General features: G+C 60.9%; 12 protein-coding genes. 6 read left to right on the forward strand and 6 right to left on the reverse strand.

Features of this window, described 5'->3' with window-relative positions; all coding sequences use genetic code 11:
• Window positions 1-32 precede the first annotated feature (32 nt).
• Complete coding sequence (locus ACJ8M3_RS24220) at window positions 33-968, reverse strand: sugar kinase (RefSeq protein WP_033645373.1); 936 nt, start codon at window positions 966-968, stop codon at window positions 33-35.
• 236 nt (window positions 969-1204) lie between these two features.
• Here ACJ8M3_RS24220 and pdeH point away from each other — a divergent pair, with 236 nt between their 5' ends.
• Together pdeH and ACJ8M3_RS24230 are read left to right on the forward strand one after the other, a co-directional pair.
• Window positions 1205-1996, forward strand: coding sequence for a cyclic-guanylate-specific phosphodiesterase (pdeH, locus tag ACJ8M3_RS24225; RefSeq protein ID WP_047573347.1), 792 nt, complete (start codon window positions 1205-1207; stop codon window positions 1994-1996).
• A gap of 91 nt (window positions 1997-2087) precedes the next feature.
• Entirely contained in the window at window positions 2088-4127 is a 2040-nt protein-coding gene (locus tag ACJ8M3_RS24230) for an AsmA family protein (RefSeq protein WP_033645371.1), read from the forward strand.
• On the opposite strand, the gene ACJ8M3_RS24235 is transcribed toward ACJ8M3_RS24230, so the two are convergent.
• The 3 genes from ACJ8M3_RS24235 to yhjD all read right to left on the reverse strand — a co-directional run bounded on the left by ACJ8M3_RS24235 (window position 4128) and on the right by yhjD (window position 7668).
• The gene (locus tag ACJ8M3_RS24235) at window positions 4128-4895 is read right to left on the reverse strand and encodes a CDP-diacylglycerol diphosphatase (RefSeq protein ID WP_060660144.1); all 768 of its coding nucleotides are present in this window, start codon (window positions 4893-4895) and stop codon (window positions 4128-4130) included.
• Window positions 4896-4996: 101 nt separating this feature from the next.
• Window positions 4997-6319 carry an MFS transporter gene (locus tag ACJ8M3_RS24240; RefSeq protein WP_016930463.1) on the reverse strand — a complete coding sequence of 441 codons (1323 nt, stop codon included), beginning with the start codon at window positions 6317-6319 and terminating at the stop codon, window positions 4997-4999.
• A gap of 329 nt (window positions 6320-6648) precedes the next feature.
• Window positions 6649-7668 (reverse strand): inner membrane protein YhjD, encoded by a 1020-nt coding sequence (gene yhjD, locus ACJ8M3_RS24245; RefSeq protein ID WP_021505224.1) that lies wholly within the window; start codon window positions 7666-7668, stop codon window positions 6649-6651.
• 341 nt (window positions 7669-8009) lie between these two features.
• Between yhjD and ACJ8M3_RS24250 the strand changes: the two genes are divergently transcribed.
• Window positions 8010-8876, forward strand: coding sequence for a crotonase/enoyl-CoA hydratase family protein (locus tag ACJ8M3_RS24250; protein ID WP_033652699.1), 867 nt, complete (start codon window positions 8010-8012; stop codon window positions 8874-8876).
• A gap of 16 nt (window positions 8877-8892) precedes the next feature.
• Here ACJ8M3_RS24250 and pdeR read toward each other — a convergent pair whose 3' ends face one another.
• Window positions 8893-10887: a cyclic di-GMP phosphodiesterase gene (gene pdeR / locus ACJ8M3_RS24255; protein WP_033645368.1), complete on the reverse strand. Its 1995-nt coding sequence runs from the start codon at window positions 10885-10887 to the stop codon at window positions 8893-8895.
• A gap of 542 nt (window positions 10888-11429) precedes the next feature.
• On the opposite strand from pdeR, the gene spy reads away from it, so the two are divergent.
• Window positions 11430-11921 (forward strand): ATP-independent periplasmic protein-refolding chaperone Spy, encoded by a 492-nt coding sequence (spy, locus tag ACJ8M3_RS24260; RefSeq protein WP_033645367.1) that lies wholly within the window; start codon window positions 11430-11432, stop codon window positions 11919-11921.
• A 91-nt stretch (window positions 11922-12012) separates the two neighbouring features.
• Here the strand turns inward: spy and ACJ8M3_RS24265 are convergent, their stop codons facing one another.
• Window positions 12013-13230 carry a Tm-1-like ATP-binding domain-containing protein gene (locus ACJ8M3_RS24265; protein WP_042785546.1) on the reverse strand — a complete coding sequence of 406 codons (1218 nt, stop codon included), beginning with the start codon at window positions 13228-13230 and terminating at the stop codon, window positions 12013-12015.
• 264 nt (window positions 13231-13494) lie between these two features.
• Here ACJ8M3_RS24265 and ACJ8M3_RS24270 point away from each other — a divergent pair, with 264 nt between their 5' ends.
• Window positions 13495-14133: a TetR/AcrR family transcriptional regulator gene (locus ACJ8M3_RS24270; protein ID WP_033645365.1), complete on the forward strand. Its 639-nt coding sequence runs from the start codon at window positions 13495-13497 to the stop codon at window positions 14131-14133.
• Between the two features lie 480 nt (window positions 14134-14613).
• A partial coding sequence (locus ACJ8M3_RS24275; protein WP_442514780.1) for a S8 family serine peptidase occupies window positions 14614-17029 on the forward strand: 2416 nt, incomplete at its 3' end.

A 17029-nucleotide genomic window follows, 5' to 3' on the forward strand; every position in this document is an offset into this window, starting at 1 on the left:
AGAGAAAGAGCCGGCAGCGATGCCGGCTTTTTTTATGCCTCCGGCATCATTGCGGCGGGAATGATGGCGCCGCGATGCTGGATCACCGTAGCGGCCAGCAGATGGCCGCGCTGCGCCGCCCGTTGGGCGCTGCCGCCGTTCAGGCGGGCCGCCAGGTAACCGGCGCTGAAAGAATCGCCCGCTGCGGTGGTGTCGACGACACGCTCTGGCGGCAGCGCGATCGCCGGCACCTCAAGTTTCTCCCCTGCCATACTGAACACCAGGCAGGCGTGCGCGCCGCGTTTGATGACGATCTCGCCGACGCCGAGCGCCTGCGTGCGAGCTACCGCCTGTTCGATAGGCTGCGCTCCCCACAGCAACTCTTCGTCATCCAGCGTCAGAAAAGCGATGTCGGTACAGGCCAGCACCTCGCGGTAGGCCTGCTGCGTTTCCTCACGGCTTTGCCACAGGCGCGGACGGTAATTGTTGTCGAAGATCACCTTGCCGCCGTTGGCGCGACAGCGGCGCAGCAGCGCCAGCAGTTTCATGCGATCGGCAGGCGCGAGGATCGCCAGGCTAATGCCGCTGAGGTACAAGTAATCGAACTGCGCCAGCCGTTCGCACAGTGCGTCGGCCTGCGGTCCCGCAAGCCAATACCGGGCGGCGGCGTCATTGCGCCAGTAGTAGAAAGTACGTTCGCCGGCGGCGTCGGTTTCGATGAGGTACAGGCCCGGCAGCTTGTTGTCGAATTGCTGAATCAACCCGGTCTCGATCTTCTCCTGCCGCCAGGCCTGCAGCATGTCGCCGCTGAAACTGTCGGTGCCGAGTGCGGTGACATAATGCACCCGTAGCGTCTGTTCCGGCATTTGGCGGGCGAGGTAGACGGCGGTGTTGAGGGTATCGCCGCCAAAGCCGCGCGTCAGCTGTGCGCCCTGCTGCGACAGCTCGATCATGCATTCGCCGATCACGGCGAGATTTCGGATAGTCATCGTCAATAAGCCCTGGCTAAAGAAGAAGCAATAGCTGTCAGTCTCCACGCAAGGCGGTCAGGGAGTCAATAAATTAAAACGGCGTTTTAATTTTTTATGATCGCGATCGGCGAACGCGGGCAGGACGGAGGCGAAACGGGCGGCAATTCGGCTTAAAGTTTTACGCTGCGTTGCCGATAAGCTGGGTAAAGAAACAGCGGCAGCGCTCTCATTTCCCCGCCACGGCGATAGTACCGATGATAACCAATCTGATCTCTGGTCTGCTGGCGCCTTGTTTTGCCCTCTATGCCTGCGCCAAATCGCGGCGCTACTGGCGGCAATGCCGGCGCTTGTATACCTTCCAGCCGATTTATCGCACCAGCGGCGCGCTGCTGGCGGTGGAACTGCTGACGGCGGTGTATCACCCGAATGAGCCGGACAAGCGGCAATCCCCGGAGCATTATTTTTCCGCGCTCGGCGTCGCCCAGCGCTTGCGGGTGATCCAGGAACAGCTGGCGCTGTTGCAGCGCTGGCAGGCGTTGTTCATTCGTCACGCGGTGATGGTGTCGGTCAATATCGACGGCATCGCGCTGCAAGCGTTGCAGCGCCATAGCGCGTTGCAACGGCAGATCGCCGAGATGCCTTATCTGCGCTTCGAGCTGGTGGAGCACGCCGAAACGGCGTCAAACCGCCCGCTGCAGCAGATCGTCGGCGGCGAGCGGCTGTGGCTGGACGATTTCGGCAGCGGGCTGGCCAACTTCTCCGCCGTCGGCGCCTGGCGTTATCAATACATCAAGGTGGCGCGCGAATTGTTTACCTTGCTCAAACAGTCGGAAGAGGGTGTCCAGCTGCTCGGCACCCTGATCAAGATGATGAACCAGCACAGCGACGGGGTGATCGTCGAGGGCGTGGAAACCGAACAAGAGTGGCGGCTGGTGCAGCGTTCCGGCGCGTTGGCTGCCCAGGGCTACTACCTTTCCCGCCCGGCGTGCTTTGAAACTCTGCACAGCGTGCCGACGCTGTTCGCCGCGCCCGGCACGCCGGCGTGAACTCCGGCCTATCCTCAGCTAGGCTTAAACGGGGCTGCTAACTCCTTTTCCTTTCATTCGGCAGCCCGATTTATGCGCTGAGGGAGCCGCTATGACAAGAACAGGAAAGGTTTTCAGCTGGCTGGGCGGCATTGTGCTGCTGCTGATCGTCGCGCTGGCGATCTTCATTGCTACCTTCGACTGGAATCGACTCAAGCCCACCATCAACGACAAAGTGTCGGCCGAACTGCGGCGACCGTTCGCCATTCGCGGCGATCTGGGCGTCGACTGGTCGCGCAATCCGGATGAGGGCGGCTGGCGCGCCTGGGTGCCCTGGCCGCATATTCACGCCGAAGACGTGTGGCTGGGTAACCCGAAAAACATGCCCGGCGACAGCATGGTGACGCTGCAGCGCGTCGACGCCAGCATTGCGCCGCTGGCGCTGCTGGGTAAAGAACTGCTGATCCCGCGCATCTGGCTGAAGCAGCCGAATGCTTCGTTGCAACGTCTGGCCAACGGCGACAACAACTGGACGTTTGACCTGGCTGCCGGCCAGGATCCCAAGCAGCCGCCTTCCGACTGGTCGTTCACCGTTCACGACATCGTATTCGACAAGGGGCAGATCGCCTTTAAAGACGCCACGCTGAAGGCGGATTTCCGCGCCGTCATCGATCCGCTTGGCAAGCCGTTGCCGTTCAGTGAAGTGACCGGCAAACAGGGCGGCGACAAGACCGCGACCCCCGATTACGTTTTCGGCTGGCAGGTGAAGGGCAAATATAACGGCGAACCGTTGAGCGGCAGCGGCAAGATTGGCGGCATGCTGTCGCTGCAGAGCGCCGATTTGCCGTTCCCGCTGCAGGCCGATGTGCGCTCCGGCAGCACCCGGGTGGTGGTCGCGGGCACCTTGTCCGATCCGCTGAACCTCGGCGGCCTGGATGTACAGCTGAAATTTTCCGGTGAAAGCCTGAGCAACCTCTATGGCCTGACCGGCGTGTTGTTGCCGAATACCCCGCCGTATGCGACCGATGGCCATCTGACCGCCCGTCTGCATCAGCCGGGCGGCGCGGTGTTTGAGTACCAGAAATTCGACGGAAAAATCGGCGATAGCGACATTCACGGCAGCTTGAAGTACGTTGCCGGTAAACCACGGCCCACGCTGAGCGGCGCGGTGAACTCCCGGCAGCTGAGGTTGGCGGATCTGGCGCCGCTGATCGGCGCCGACTCCAACGCCGCCAAAGCCGGGCGCGGCGAGAAAAGCCGTCAGCCGGCGGATAAGGTGCTGCCGGTCGAACAGTTCGATACGCAAAGCTGGAGCAAGATGGATGCGGACGTGAAGTTTGCCGCCGCGCGCATTGAACGCGGCAGCGATTTGCCGCTGAGCGATCTGGCCACGCACCTGAAGCTGAACAATGGCGAACTGCGCCTGGATCCGCTGCGCTTCGGCATGGCGGGCGGCAGCCTGAACGCCGTCGTGCGCCTCGACGGCGGCAAAAAGCCGATGCGCGGGCAGGTGGATATGCATGCACGCAAACTTCAGCTTAAACAGCTGTTGCCGAATGTGGAGGCGATGAAGCGCAGCCTCGGGCAGATGAACGGCGACGCCAGGCTGACGGGCAGCGGCAATTCGGTGGCCGAGCTGCTGGCGACCAGCAACGGCGATCTGCGCCTGCTGATCAATAACGGGGTGATCAGCCGTAGCCTGATGGAGATCCTCGGTCTGAACGTCGGTAACTATCTGGTGGCGCAGCTGTTCGGTGACGACGTGGTGGGCATCAACTGCGCGGCGGCGGACGTCGGCATCCGCAGCGGCGTCGCCGCACCGCGACTGTTCGTGTTCGACACCGAAAACGCGGTGATCAACATCACCGGCAACACCAACCTCGCCACCGAACGGCTGGATTTGTCCATCGATCCGGAAAGCAAGGGCATGCGCGTGCTGACCCTGCGATCGCCGCTGTACGTGAAAGGCACCTTCAAGCATCCGGACGCCGGGGTCAAAGCCGGGCCGCTGATCGCGCGCGGCGCGGCGGCGGTGGCGTTGGGGGCGGTGCTGACGCCGGCGGCGGCGCTGCTGGCGCTGGTCTCGCCCAGTGAAGGCGGCGAGGAGAACCAGTGCGGGCAGATCCTGCGGGAGATGAAAGGCAAAAAATAGTCAGGCGCGCGGCGGCGGCGTGAGCAGCCGGCAGTCGTGATCCTGGATCTCTTCCGCCGAGGCCAGGGTGAACGGCAGCAGGCTGCGCTCGGTTGCCAGCAGCAGGAAATCCCCGTCCGGCAGCGCGGTCATCGCCAGGCCGAAGCTGCCCATGCGCCCGTCGGCGCGCGGCAGGCCGGAGGCCAGCAGGCGGAAGGCGCCCTGTTGTTCCAGTTCGGCGGGGGTCACCCGCCGCCCCAGATAGTCATGCCCCAACAGGCCGCCGGGCAGCGGTTGCCATTGCTCGATGAAATGGGGGCCGATCTGCGCCAGCCGCTGTTTTACCGCCGGCAGCAGGCAGGAGATATGAATGTGCAGCTGGTTTTGCGTGCGGCCATATTCCGAATTGATCGCCAGTGAAATATCGCCGTCGTCGATCGGTTTGCCATAGCGTTCCGCCATCACGTGGCGCGCGCGCCAGGCCTGGGCGAAGAAATTCGGCGTGGCGGCGTCCAGCACCGCCGGGCTTTCGATACCGGTGATTTTGGCGCTGGGCATCAGCAGGTATTGCAGCGGCCCGTTGCGATCTTTAAACACCACGAAACCGGCCTGCACATCCACCTGCGCGCAGGGCGCCGGGTTGTCATGCGCCTGCTGATTGGGCAGACATTGCTGGCTGACGATGCGCCACAGCGCATCGGGATGGTCGGGTTTCAACCCGTAATAGAGCGCGATGGCGAGAGCCGCCAGCAGCACCACGCAGACAAATACCCCACGACGCAGAGACATCGGCCGATCCTGTTACCGAGAGAAACGTCCAGCATAGCCCGGTTTTATGACAGGAAACGAACAACGCGTGCGGCCCCCCGCAGTGAGGGGGCCGCAGAGGATCACAGCGACTGGTGGCGGGTTTCTTTCATCAGCAGGAGGGCCAGCAGCGTCAGCCCGGCCATCGCCGCCAGGTACATGCCGACGTAAAACAGCCCGTAGTGGGCCGCCAGCCAGGTGGCGATGTAAGGCGCCACGGACGCGCCGAGAATCGACGCGACGTTGTAGGAGAACGATGCGCCGGTATAGCGCACTTCGGTGGGGAACAGCTCCGGCAGCAGCGCGCCCATCGGGCCAAAGGTCAGCCCCATGATGCTCAGGCCGCACAGCAGGAAGCCCATCACCAGCGCCTGGTTGCCGGAACCCAGCAGGGTCGGGAACAGGAACGCGAAGCCGATCATCAGCAGGGTAATGGCGATCATGGTCTTGCGACGGCCGAACGCGTCCGCCAGCAGGCCGGCGATGGGCACCATCACGCCGAAACCGATCACCGCCACCATCAGCATCCACAGGAAGCTGTTGCGGGAGTAACCGAGCCCCAGCGGCTGCGGCGCAGTGCCGTAGGTCATCGAATAGACCGTCATCAGATAAAACAGCGTGTAGGTCGCCAGCATGATGAAGGTGCCGAGGATGGTGGCTTTCAGATGCTTGCTCAGCAGCGTGCCGAGCGGCACTTTCACCTGTTTGCCGGCCTTGGCCGCTTTGGCGAACACCGGCGTTTCATGCAATGACACCCGGACGTACAGGCCAATCAGCACCAATGCGGCGGAGAGGATGAACGGCACGCGCCAGCCCCATTCCATAAATTGCTGGTCGCTCAGCAGCCACGAGAGCAGCAGGAAGGTGCCGTTGGCGAAGAAGAAGCCGATCGGGGCGCCCAACTGGGGGAAGGAGCCGTACAGCGCACGTTTTTTGGCCGGCGCGTTCTCCGTCGCCAGCAAGGCGGCGCCGCCCCATTCGCCGCCCAGCCCCAGCCCCTGGCCAAAGCGCGCCAGCGCCAGCAGGATAGGGGCGAAGATGCCGATGGTTTCATAGCTCGGCAGCAGGCCGATCAGCACGGTGGAAATCCCCATGGTCAGCAGCGAAGCGACCAGCGTCACCTTGCGCCCCACGCGATCGCCGAAGTGGCCGAACAGCGCAGAGCCGATAGGGCGCGCGACAAAGGCGACGGCGAAGGTGGCCAGCGACTGCAGCGTCGCGGTGGTCGGGTCGCCCTGCGGGAAGAAGATGTGCGGGAACACGATCACCGCGGCGGTGGCGTAGATGTAAAAGTCGAAGAACTCGATGGCGGTGCCGACCAGCGAGGCGACGATGACTTTCCCGCGGGAATTCACCGGTGTAGACGCGTCGTCGGCGTCGAGTGGGGGTGCGATGGTGGCTTGCATATCTATTTCTTATTGTTGGAGGGGGTAAAAATCCATCTTAGTGACAGCATTCCGCCTTTTCAACGCTGGAACTCTGGGCAGTGCCGCCGCTAACCGGTTAAAAAGACTAATGTTTTCCCTGACTTCTTTTCTGTAGCGTTAAACGTTGAGAAATGGGGTTCATACAGTGTGAATGGCTGTAAAAACGGGAAAGAAAAGTGACTGGGTAGTTTGTTATGCTGGTTTTTCGAATGCCATGCCGCATGATTTAGAGGGATTGACTGGTTTTTTGCTTATTAACCAGAGGAAAGTGCCGGCGCGTGCGAGAACACCGGCACGATTGCATGGCTTCAGCGTGCCGGCGGCTCGCGTTCCGGCAAGGCTTTGTCGCCTTTGTAGTCGGCCGTTGCGATCCAGGCGGCGCAAAACAGCGTCAGGCGGGCGAAGAAGTAGAAGAACGCCATCAGCCCGATCACCGAGCCGAAGGCCGCGCCGGAGGGCGATTTCGCCACCTGCGGCAGCGTCATCGTCATCACGAACTTGATCACCTCAAAGCCGATAGCCGCAAGCAAGGTGCCGCGCAGCAGCGCTTTTTTCTTCGGTTTGTGGCGCGGCAGCATCCAGAAAATCCACAGGAACAGCAGATAGTTGGCGAAAATCGAGATCGACAGCGCGATCGTCGTCAGCGCCGGCCGCAGCCATTCGATGCCGTCCAGCCCCAGCGCGTTGACGATCGCCGCCTGCGCCGAGCCGGCGACCGAGGTCAGCGACAGCGTGATAATCAGCGCGACCACCAGGCCGGTCAGCGAGATGAAGTCGCGGGTGTACTTGAAATAGATTTTCTCCTGATCCTGCGGATTGCGCTCCCAGACGTCACGCGATTGCGCGCGGATCGCTTCGCGCAGGTTGCCCATCCAACTGATGCCGGAATAGAGCGCCAGCGCCAGGCCGGTCAATCCCACGGTGGTGCGCTGCTGAATGGCGGTGTTGACGGTGTTCTTCAGCGTGCTGGCCAGCGTCGGATCGCTGATGCTGCCGACGATCCGGTTGATCAAACGGGCCAGCAGATCCGGGTTGGAAGCCAGCACGAAACCGGCGGCGGCGAACGACACCATCAGGATCGGGATCAGCGAGAGGAATGAAAAATAGGTGATGGCGGCGCCGAACTGGCTGCCCAGCCGATCGTTAAAGCGTTCGGCGGCGCGCAGCAGGTGCGCAACGCTCGGCCAGGCTTTGATGCGTTCAATCAGACGTGAAAAACCGCTGATGCGGCGGTCGAGCGTTTCATGGCCGGTCTTGATGGCGATAAGCGGCTTCGGCGGCGTGTCTTGTGCGGGCTGGCGGCGTTCCTGGTCTGGTCCTGTAGGCATTACTTCACGATTTCCTTAACGTTAAACGGCATGTATCCGCGTTGATTATAGCCAAAGCCCCGCGGCGTTTTGAGCGCCGGGGCGGCAAACGGTCATTTTCCGAGCTTAACGCGTTAGCGCCCGGCATGAAATGCCAGGAGGCAGCCGATAGGTAAAATTCCTATGAAAACCCCGCCGCGCCTCGGTTTTTTTCACTTCCCTACCTCCAATTTTTATCTGTTTCGTCGGCGAGAAAGCGTTTACTCATGATGTGGCGCCACGCGTTGCCGAGCGCCGCTCCGCTGCAGCCGTAGGGGCTGGAACGGTCTCACCCGTCATCAACAGAAAAACTGGAAGGTCTTATGAAATTGCTTAATCACCCCACCTGCCGTCCGTTTACCGAAGCGGGCAATCTGTCGCAGCTTTCCGCCTACTATGAAGAGGAGAGGCATATCATGTGGATGCTGCTGCGCGCTGCGCCGCGTCCTTGCTTTAATCAGGCGCTGATCGAAGACATCATGACGCTGGCGCAGGCGGCGAAAGAGTCTTCGCTGCGGTTCGATTTCTGGGTCACCGGCTCGCTGGTGCCGAACATGTTTAACGTCGGCGGCGATCTGCAGTTCTTCGCCGAAGCCATCAAGAACCGCAAACGCGAGGCGATGATGGCCTACGCGCGTGCCTGCATCGACTGCGTGCATGCGGCGGCGCGCGGTTTCGATACCGGCGCGGTCAGCATTGCGATGGTCGAAGGCAGCGCGCTGGGCGGCGGCTTTGAAGCGGCGCTGGCGCACCATTTCGTGTTGGCGCAGAACAATGCGCGCATGGGGTTCCCGGAGATTGCGTTCAACCTGTTTCCCGGCATGGGCGGTTACTCGCTGGTGGCGCGCAAGGCGGGCATGCGCTTGGCCGAAGAACTGATTTGGGGCGGCGAGTCGCACACCGCAGAGTGGTTCGAGAGCCGTGGGCTGGTGGATCAGCTGTTCCAGCCCGGCGACGCCTACATGGCGACGCGCACTTTCATCGATACCATCCGGCCGAAGCTCAACGGCATGCGCGCCATGTTGCGGGCGCGTCAGCGCGTGCTGCAGCTGACGCGTTCCGAGCTGATGGACATTACCGAGGATTGGGTGCACTCGGCCTTCACCATTGAGGAAAAAGATCGCGCCTACATCGAGCGGCTGGTGATGTTGCAGGATCGCCACACCCTGAACCTGCGTCGTGCCGGCTAACGTTAACGCGCCCGCCTCACGCGGAAGGTGAGCGCGGGCGATAGGACTGCAGCCAATGCTCCAGCTGTTCCGGGAGCATTGGCCGCGCAAACAGAAAGCCCTGCTTTTCGTCCACGCCGACCTCGTCGAGGAACTGATTTTCGCTCTCGGTCTCCACCCCTTCGGCGATCACGCGGAAGGCCAGCGCCTCCGCCGCCGCGACGATCGCGCGCACCAGCGATTGCGAAACCGGGTTGAAATTCACCCCGCGCACGAAGCTTTTATCCAGCTTGATGGCGTCCAGCGGAATACGCGCCAGCTGCGCCAGCGACGAATAGCCGGTGCCGAAGTCGTCGAGATGCACCTGCGCGCCCAGCTCGCGTAGCCGGGTGATCAGCACGCGCGCGCGGTTTTCGTCTTCAATCAGGCTGCTTTCAGTCAACTCGAAGTCCAGCAGACAAGGGGCCATGCGGTGACGGCGCAGCACCCCGAGCAGATCGTTGACGATGCCGTCGTCTGCCAGCTGCCGGGCGGAGAGGTTGACCGCCACCCGCAGATTCAATCCCCGCTCTCGCCACTGCGCCGCCTGGCAGGCGGCGGTCTGCAACACCCATTGGCCCAGCGGGCCGATCAGGCCGGACTCCTCGGCATAGGAGATGAACTGCAGCGGCGGGATCAGGCCGCGCTCCGGCGAATCCCAGCGCACCAGCGCTTCCACGCTGTGCACTTCACCGCTGCGCGCGTCGATTTTAGGCTGGTAATACAATACCAGCTGATTTTGCTCCAGCCCTTTACGCAGGTTGGTGTCCAGCCACATGTATTCGGCGACGCGCTTGTTCATCTCCGGCGAGAAGACGGTATAGGTGCGCTTGCCGTGCTCCTTGGCGACGTACATGGCGGTATCGGCGCTGCGGATCAGGCTGTCGAGATCGTTGCCGTGCTCCGGGCACAGCGCGATGCCGATCGAACAGCCGGTATACACTTCGATCAGGCCGATGCGGAAAGGGGTCTTCAGCCGATCGATGATGCGCTGCGCCAGCGTTTGCAAACGTTCGCGATCGGTCTGAGGCGCCAGCACCAAAAATTCGTCGCCGCCGAGGCGGGCGAGCACCTGATCCGGGCTCAGGCAGCCGAGGATCGCCAGCGAGACCTCAACCAGCAGCCGATCGCCGAACATATGGCCGTAGGCGTCGTTGACCTTTTTGAAGTTGTCGAGATCGAGGTACACCAGGCCGAAACTCTCTTCGCCGCGCGTGGCGATGGCGTGGTTGATCTTGTCCTGGATGGCGTTACGGTTCGGCAGGCCGGTGATGATATCGGTGTTGGCCAGCACCCGCAGCCGTTCCTGCGCGCGACGCTCTTCGGTGATGTCGGTTCCTGAGCAGATCAGAAACACCTCATTCTTACCGCTGCCGCTGTGCACGAACTTATTGCGAAACAGGAACAGTCGCTCGCCCTTGACCGTCTTTACCCAGCGTTCCACCTCATACGAAGAACCGTTGCGGAAGAAGCCGGCGATGTTGCGCCGCGAGGCGGCGGCTTCTTCCGGGCTCATAAACAGCTGGAAAACGTTCTTGCCGATCACCTCGTGTTCGTGCAGCCCGGTGTACTCCTCGCTCAGCCGATTGAAGCGCTGGATGCGGCCGTGCTGGTCGACGATCACGATCACCGAGTTGGCTTCGGACACCACCTGCTCGGCGAAGGAGAGCCCATGCACCAGATCGCGCGCCACGGATTGGGTATCGCTGAACGCGGACGCGGTGCCCGCCCATTCGAGGTTATTGACGCGGCGCCCGACCAGATGCAGATGCAGCGGTTCGCCGGCCAGCGTAATGGTGAGTTCAAGGCTGGCGGTCACGCCGGTCAAACGGCGAATTTTCGCCGCGTCCATGGCGCTCAGCGCCACCGCGACGTGGGCTTTGCCCTTAACGGCGGACAGCTCCAGGGCATTGCTGTCAAACGCCAGCCGCCAGTGGGGGCTCTGGGTGCCGAAGTGGGCGTTAAGAAGCTCAGGGCCTTGGTCTGCGGACATGATGATTCCTCAAAAGAGCACGGGCGGCCGGTCAGCACGAAGAACCGCTGGCGGCCTGTGGGCCCGAAAGTGGTCGCCGTGCGCGTCTGTGCATCATATAACAGGTTTTCACAGGCGGGGCGGGTAATGGAAACTATTCTATAAGCAATGATTAGTTTTGCGGTGTACGCGCCACCCGGCGACCGGTTGCCTTAAAGTGTAGGAGGAGAACATCGGGTCGTGCGAAGTTTGTACCGGCTTCCCCGCTAACGAAAAACGGTTGATGCAAGGTTGCCTTGTGGGCGAGTAAATTATAGCGGTGAGAGGGCGGCTGAAAAATAACCCTGTCGGGGAGATTTTTGCCGGGAAATTAAAATTTCCATCAAATAAACGCCTTCTTCATAGTTTTCTCATAATTGGTGAATAAACCCGTGACGGGTTTTAAAAAGTTTACACACCCTCGCATTACTTGAATTTTATCAGCCTATTATTATCTTCGACGAACGAATGAGCCTGTTAACGTACAGCGCTCCTGATGAAGAAAAATTTTTAAGGAAATGATTATGCGTAAATTGACGGCTTTATTTATTGCTTCCACGCTGGCTCTGGGTTCTGCTTCTGCGGCGTTCGCCGCTGATACGACGGCGGCCCCGGCTGCGGATGCCGCGCCGATGAAAATGATGCATCACAAGGGTGAAGGTAAAGGCGGCCCGTTTGCCGGGCTGAACCTGACCGAGCAGCAGCGCCAGCAAATGCGCGATATCATGAAAGAGTCGCACTCGAAACGCGGTCCGGGCATGAAAGAGGAACGCCAGGCGCTGCATAATCTGGTGGCTTCCGACAGCTTCGATGAAGCGAAGGCGAAGGCGCAAATTGACGCGATCGGCAAAGCGCAATCCGAACGCATGCTGGAACGCGCCAAGGCGGAAAATAAAATGTATAACCTGCTGACCCCTGAGCAGAAAAAACAATACAATGAGAATTATCAGAAACGTGAGCAAAAGATGATGGACCATATGAATAAAATGAAGGAGCAGATGTCCTCCGGTCAGTAATATACGCTCGCGGTAAATAAAAAAGGGCCAGACTATTTGTCTGGCCTTTTTTTTCGGCGTTATCTCCGGCAGACCCGGCAGCGAGTGATTATCATTCCCCAGCGGCAATATGTCGGAACTGTTCGGCAACGGCCTGCGCAAAGCGCGGATCGTTAATATGGTAAGGCGTTTTTATTAACCGGCGCTTATGGGTGGCGTGCACCGTCTCCTCCAGCGTTTGCGTAAAGGCGGCCAGCGCTGCGGGATCCCAGAACGGTTGCCCAGGGGCATCCAGAGCCGACACGCCGCCCGCCGGTATCACGAAGCGCACTTCGCCCGCGCAGGCGTTGATTTTCTCGCCAATCCAATGACCGATTAGCGCATTTTCCCGTGGGCTGGTGCGCACCAGCGTCACTTGCGGATTGTGATGATGGCGCAGGCGGTTCGCGTAGCGAGCCGGCACCGTATTCAGCGCGCCGAAGTTGATCATGTCGATCGCGCCGCAGGAGAGTACGCACGGGATGCCGGTACGCGCGATAGCACCGAAACGATCTGCATTGCAGGGCAGCACACCGCCAAACAGGTAATCGGTCACTTCGGTGGTGGTCAAATCGATGGCGCCGTGCAGTTGCCGGCTATCGATCAGTTTTTCCAGCGCTCTGCCACCGCTGCCGGTCGCGTGAAACGTCAGGCAGTCCCATTGCGGTTCAAGGTCGGCAACCAGCGCCTGAATGCAGGGGGTGGTGACGCCAAACATCGTCAGGCCGATTGCGGGCTTGTCGTCGTGATGATCGACGGCGGCGAAGCGGACTGCACCGGCTATCTGGCGCGCCGCATTGCCCAGCACCCGGCGCGAGATACGGTTCAGGCCAGCGAGATCGGTGACCGAATACAACATGCTGATATCACTGGCGCCGACATAGGCGGAAACGTCTCCCGCCGCCATGCTCGAGACCATCAATTTCGGCAGGCCAATCGGCAACTGCTGCATTGCCGGCGTGATGATGGCGGTGCCGCCGGAGCCGCCCAGGCCAAGCAGGCCGGCGATATCGCGGCGCGTCAGGATAAAACGTTCGAAAGCGGTCGCCATGGCGGCGATTGCCTGGCCGCGGCTGGCTAGAAAGACCGCGCCTGCGCCCGCCGGATGGTGGCGAGCGACCTCTTCTGGGCCGATATCGGCCGGGGAGTCAAACGGCAAGCTTCGGGTGGAGAGATCGACGGTTCGCGTGGGTAAATTCAGGCTGGCAATCAGCCGCCGCACATACTCCAACTCTTGTCCTTTGGTATCTGCTGTGGTAGCAATATAGACAAAATTTGAAGTATCTTTCATGGATTTTTCCGAGGTGTTTCTAATTTTTATTTAAAAATTAATGTATTATGTTTTTTTTGGGTGCCCTGGTGTTGGCATTTAAATTAAATTGATTAATGTATTTATATAATGAGACGGCAGTATCATTTTTGCAAGGGCAGCTCAGTGCAAAATGGGACTCCTGTCTCATTTTTGAGCTTTTTGCGCGGCCAACCCTTTGTCGTCAACCTGTCGGCAGTGGCGTCTCGCCTGTCGCGCAAGCGTGTACAGATGTATGAGGTTTAAGTGCCGATAAATGCTTTTCCCACCCCGTCCGACCTTTCTCTGACCTCCGCCCGGGCGAAAACACATCGTTTGTTGCTGGCCAGCGCAATGACGCTGTATGGCGAGGGCGCGTTTCCATCGATCACCGATCTGGCGGCGCATGCGCAGGTATCGCGCGCGACCGCCTACCGCTATTTCCCGACCCAAAGCGCATTAATTACTGCGGTGGTGGCGGAAAGTCTGGGGCCTATTCTGGCGTGGCGCCCGCAGGACGACGATGCCCTGAAGCGCATCCAGCAGTTGCTGACGTTGGCCTATCCTCAGATGGAGCGACACGAAGGGGCGCTGCGCGCCGCATTGCAGCTCTCTTTGCAGCAGTGGGCGCACGCCACGCCGGGCGAAAAGTTCGTGCGCGGCAACCGCAAGCGGCTGCTGGCGCTGGCGGTAGAGCCGTTGCAGGGTAAACTGCCGCCAGATTCTTTACAGAGAGTGATTCATGCTTTCTCGCTGATTTACGGTTCTGAGGTGTTCCTGGTGCTGAAAGATATCTGGGGGCTGGAGCTTGAGGGTATCCAGGATGTCACGCAATGGATGGCCAAAGCCATCCTGCGTCAGGCGGAAGAGGATGCGATGAACAGCAAAAAAACATCAGCAGGATAATCCAATTTTTGCCGCTGCCTGAGTGAAAAATCAGCATAATTCACTGAGTAAATATTGGCAAAAGTTATAATTAAAAGTGATAAAAAGCGCCTGTTAAGCACTTTTCAGGCGACGCTTTCTTTGGTTGTCTTTTAATTAAATATCATTATTTATCATTGTATTAATTTAATTATCCCCCGCGAATAAATGCCGCCTCAGCGCTGAGCGAGATCATTCTCTTTCCTTATCGTCCCCCGTCTGATTCATCCCTGAAACGTTCTCTCCGCCCACCGAACTGCCGAGTGACACATTAAGCGCACTTGAGATTGTTGTGCTTTATTTATTTGGTGTTACCAAACTGTTACACAAAAAATCTTATAAAACATTTGCAAACAACAACGGACGGTATCTGGGATGGAGAAGAAACTTAGAGGAGTTAAATCCGCTCGGGCGGCCTTCGGCTGGCCTGAAATCGGAGTTCATCGCGCACAATGGAGCGCGATGCTGATCTGCCTGACGGCGATCGGCGGCGCGCAGGCCTCCAGCTATATAGAGAACGGCAAAGCGGGCGATCCGGCCAGCTGGCGCAGCAGTGAGTTCAACGCGGAATGGGGGCTGGGGGCGATCCACGCCGACCAGGCCTACGCCGCCGGTTATACCGGAAAAGGCATCAAACTTGGCATTTTCGATCAGCCGGTCTACGCCAAGCACCCGGAGTTTGCCGGTGAGAATAAGGTGATCAATCTGGTTACCGAAGGCATCCGCGAATACACCGATCCCTATATTCCGGTGAAAAAAGGCGACACTTTCCGCTATGACGGTACGCCGAGCGTGGACTCCGATGGCACGCTCGGTTCGCACGGTACCCACGTGGGCGGCATCGCCGCCGGCAGCCGCGACGGCGGCGCCATGCACGGCGTGGCGTTCAATGCGCAGATCATCAGTGCCGAAAACGGCGATCCCGGCCCGGAGGACGGCATCATCCTCGGCAACGACGGCGCGGTGTACCAGGCCGGTTGGGATGCGCTGGTGGCCAGCGGCGCGCGCATCATCAACAACAGCTGGGGCATCGGCATTACCGAAAAGTTTGATGAGGGGGGTTATGACCCGGCTTATCCGCATTTCACAGTAAACGATGCGCAAAAGCAGTTCGATCAGATCAAAACGATCCTGGGCACCAAGCCCGGCGGCGCCTATCAGGGCGCGATCGACGCGGCGCGCAGCGGCGTGGTCACCATCTTCGCCGCCGGTAACGACGGCAATCTGAATAACCCCGATGCCATGGCCGGCCTGGCCTATTTCGTGCCGGAGATTGCACCGAACTGGCTGTCGGTCGCCAGCTTGCAGGATCCCACCAATACCGGCGACTACAGCATCAGCACCTTCTCTTCCCGCTGCGGCTACACCGCCAGCTTCTGCGTTTCGGCGCCGGGCACCCGGGTATACAGCTCGGTGATTGAAGGCACCAGCGTGGAGAATCTGACGACCGGCTACGCCAAATACAGCGGCACCTCGATGGCGGCGCCGCACGTGGCCGGCAGCGTTGCGGTGCTGATGGAGCGTTTCCCGTATCTGAGCGGCGCACAGGTGGCGGAAGTGCTGAAAACCACCGCCACCGACATGGGCGCGCCGGGCATCGACGCGCTCTACGGCTGGGGGATGATCAACCTGGGCAAGGCTATCAACGGGCCAGGCATGTTGGTGACCGCCGAGGATATTCCGGCGGAGTTCCGTATTCCGGATCCGACGGGCGTGGCTTACGGCCCGACCCAATTCGTGGTGGATCTGCCGGGCGTCGGCGCGGTGCTGGACAAGGGCAAACCGACCGAGCGCGTCTGCAGCGATGTGCTGTGCGGGCTGGACGTCTGGAGCAACGATATCTCCGGCCACGGCGGCCTGACCAAGCAGGGTATCGGCACCCTGGTGCTGACCGGTAACAACACTTATTCCGGCCCGACGCTGGTCAATCAGGGGCGGCTGGCGATCAACGGCTCGGTCACCTCGGACGTCAGCGTGCAGAGCGGCGGCATCGTCGGCGGCAGCGGCACGGTCGGTTCGCTGACCGCCCGCCGCGGCGGCACCGTGGCGCCGGGCAACTCGATCGGCACCCTGAACGTGACCGGCAACGTCAGCTTCGAACCGGGTTCGCGCTATGCGGTGGAAGTGGGGCCGAACGGCCAGAGCGATCGGATCCAGAGCAGCGGATCGGCGACGATCGGCGGCGGCGAGGTGGCGGTGACGCTGGAGAACAGCGCCAACCTGCTGACGCAAAGCGAGGTGCGCAGCCTGCTGGGCCAGCAGTACACCATCCTGAGCGCGCAGCAGGGGGTGAGCGGGCAGTTTGACGCGGTGGCGCCGAACTACCTGTTCCTCGGCACCGGGCTGAGCTACCAGCCGGCCGGGGTGACGCTGAGCGTCGGGCGCAACGGCACGAGCTTCGCCAGCGTGGCGCAGACGCCGAACGAGCGGGCGGTGGCGGCGGCGGCGGATGCGCTGGCGGCGGGCAACCCGGTGTACGAAAGCGTTCTTAACAGCGGTACGGCGGGCGAGGCGCGGCAGGCGTTCCGTCAGCTTTCGGGGCAAATCCATGCGGATATCGCGTCGGCGCTGGTGAACGACAGCCGCTACCTGCGTGAGGCGCTGAACGGGCGGCTGCGTCAGGCGGAAGGGCTGGCGAGCTCGTCGGCCATCAAGGCGGACGAGGACGGCGCCTGGGCGCAGCTGCTGGGGGCGTGGGACCACGCGTCGGGCGACGCCAACGCCACGGGTTATCAGGCCTCGACCTACGGGGTGCTGGCGGGGCTGGACTCGGCGGCGGCGGCCGACTGGCGGCTGGGGGTGGCGACCGGCTACACCCGCACCTCGCTGCACGGCGGCTACGGGTCGAAGGCGGACAGCGACAACTACCACCTGGCGG

The sequence above is a fragment of the Serratia sp. CY55921 genome (assembly GCF_052167655.1).
Taxonomy (GTDB): Bacteria; Pseudomonadota; Gammaproteobacteria; order Enterobacterales; family Enterobacteriaceae; genus Serratia; species Serratia ureilytica.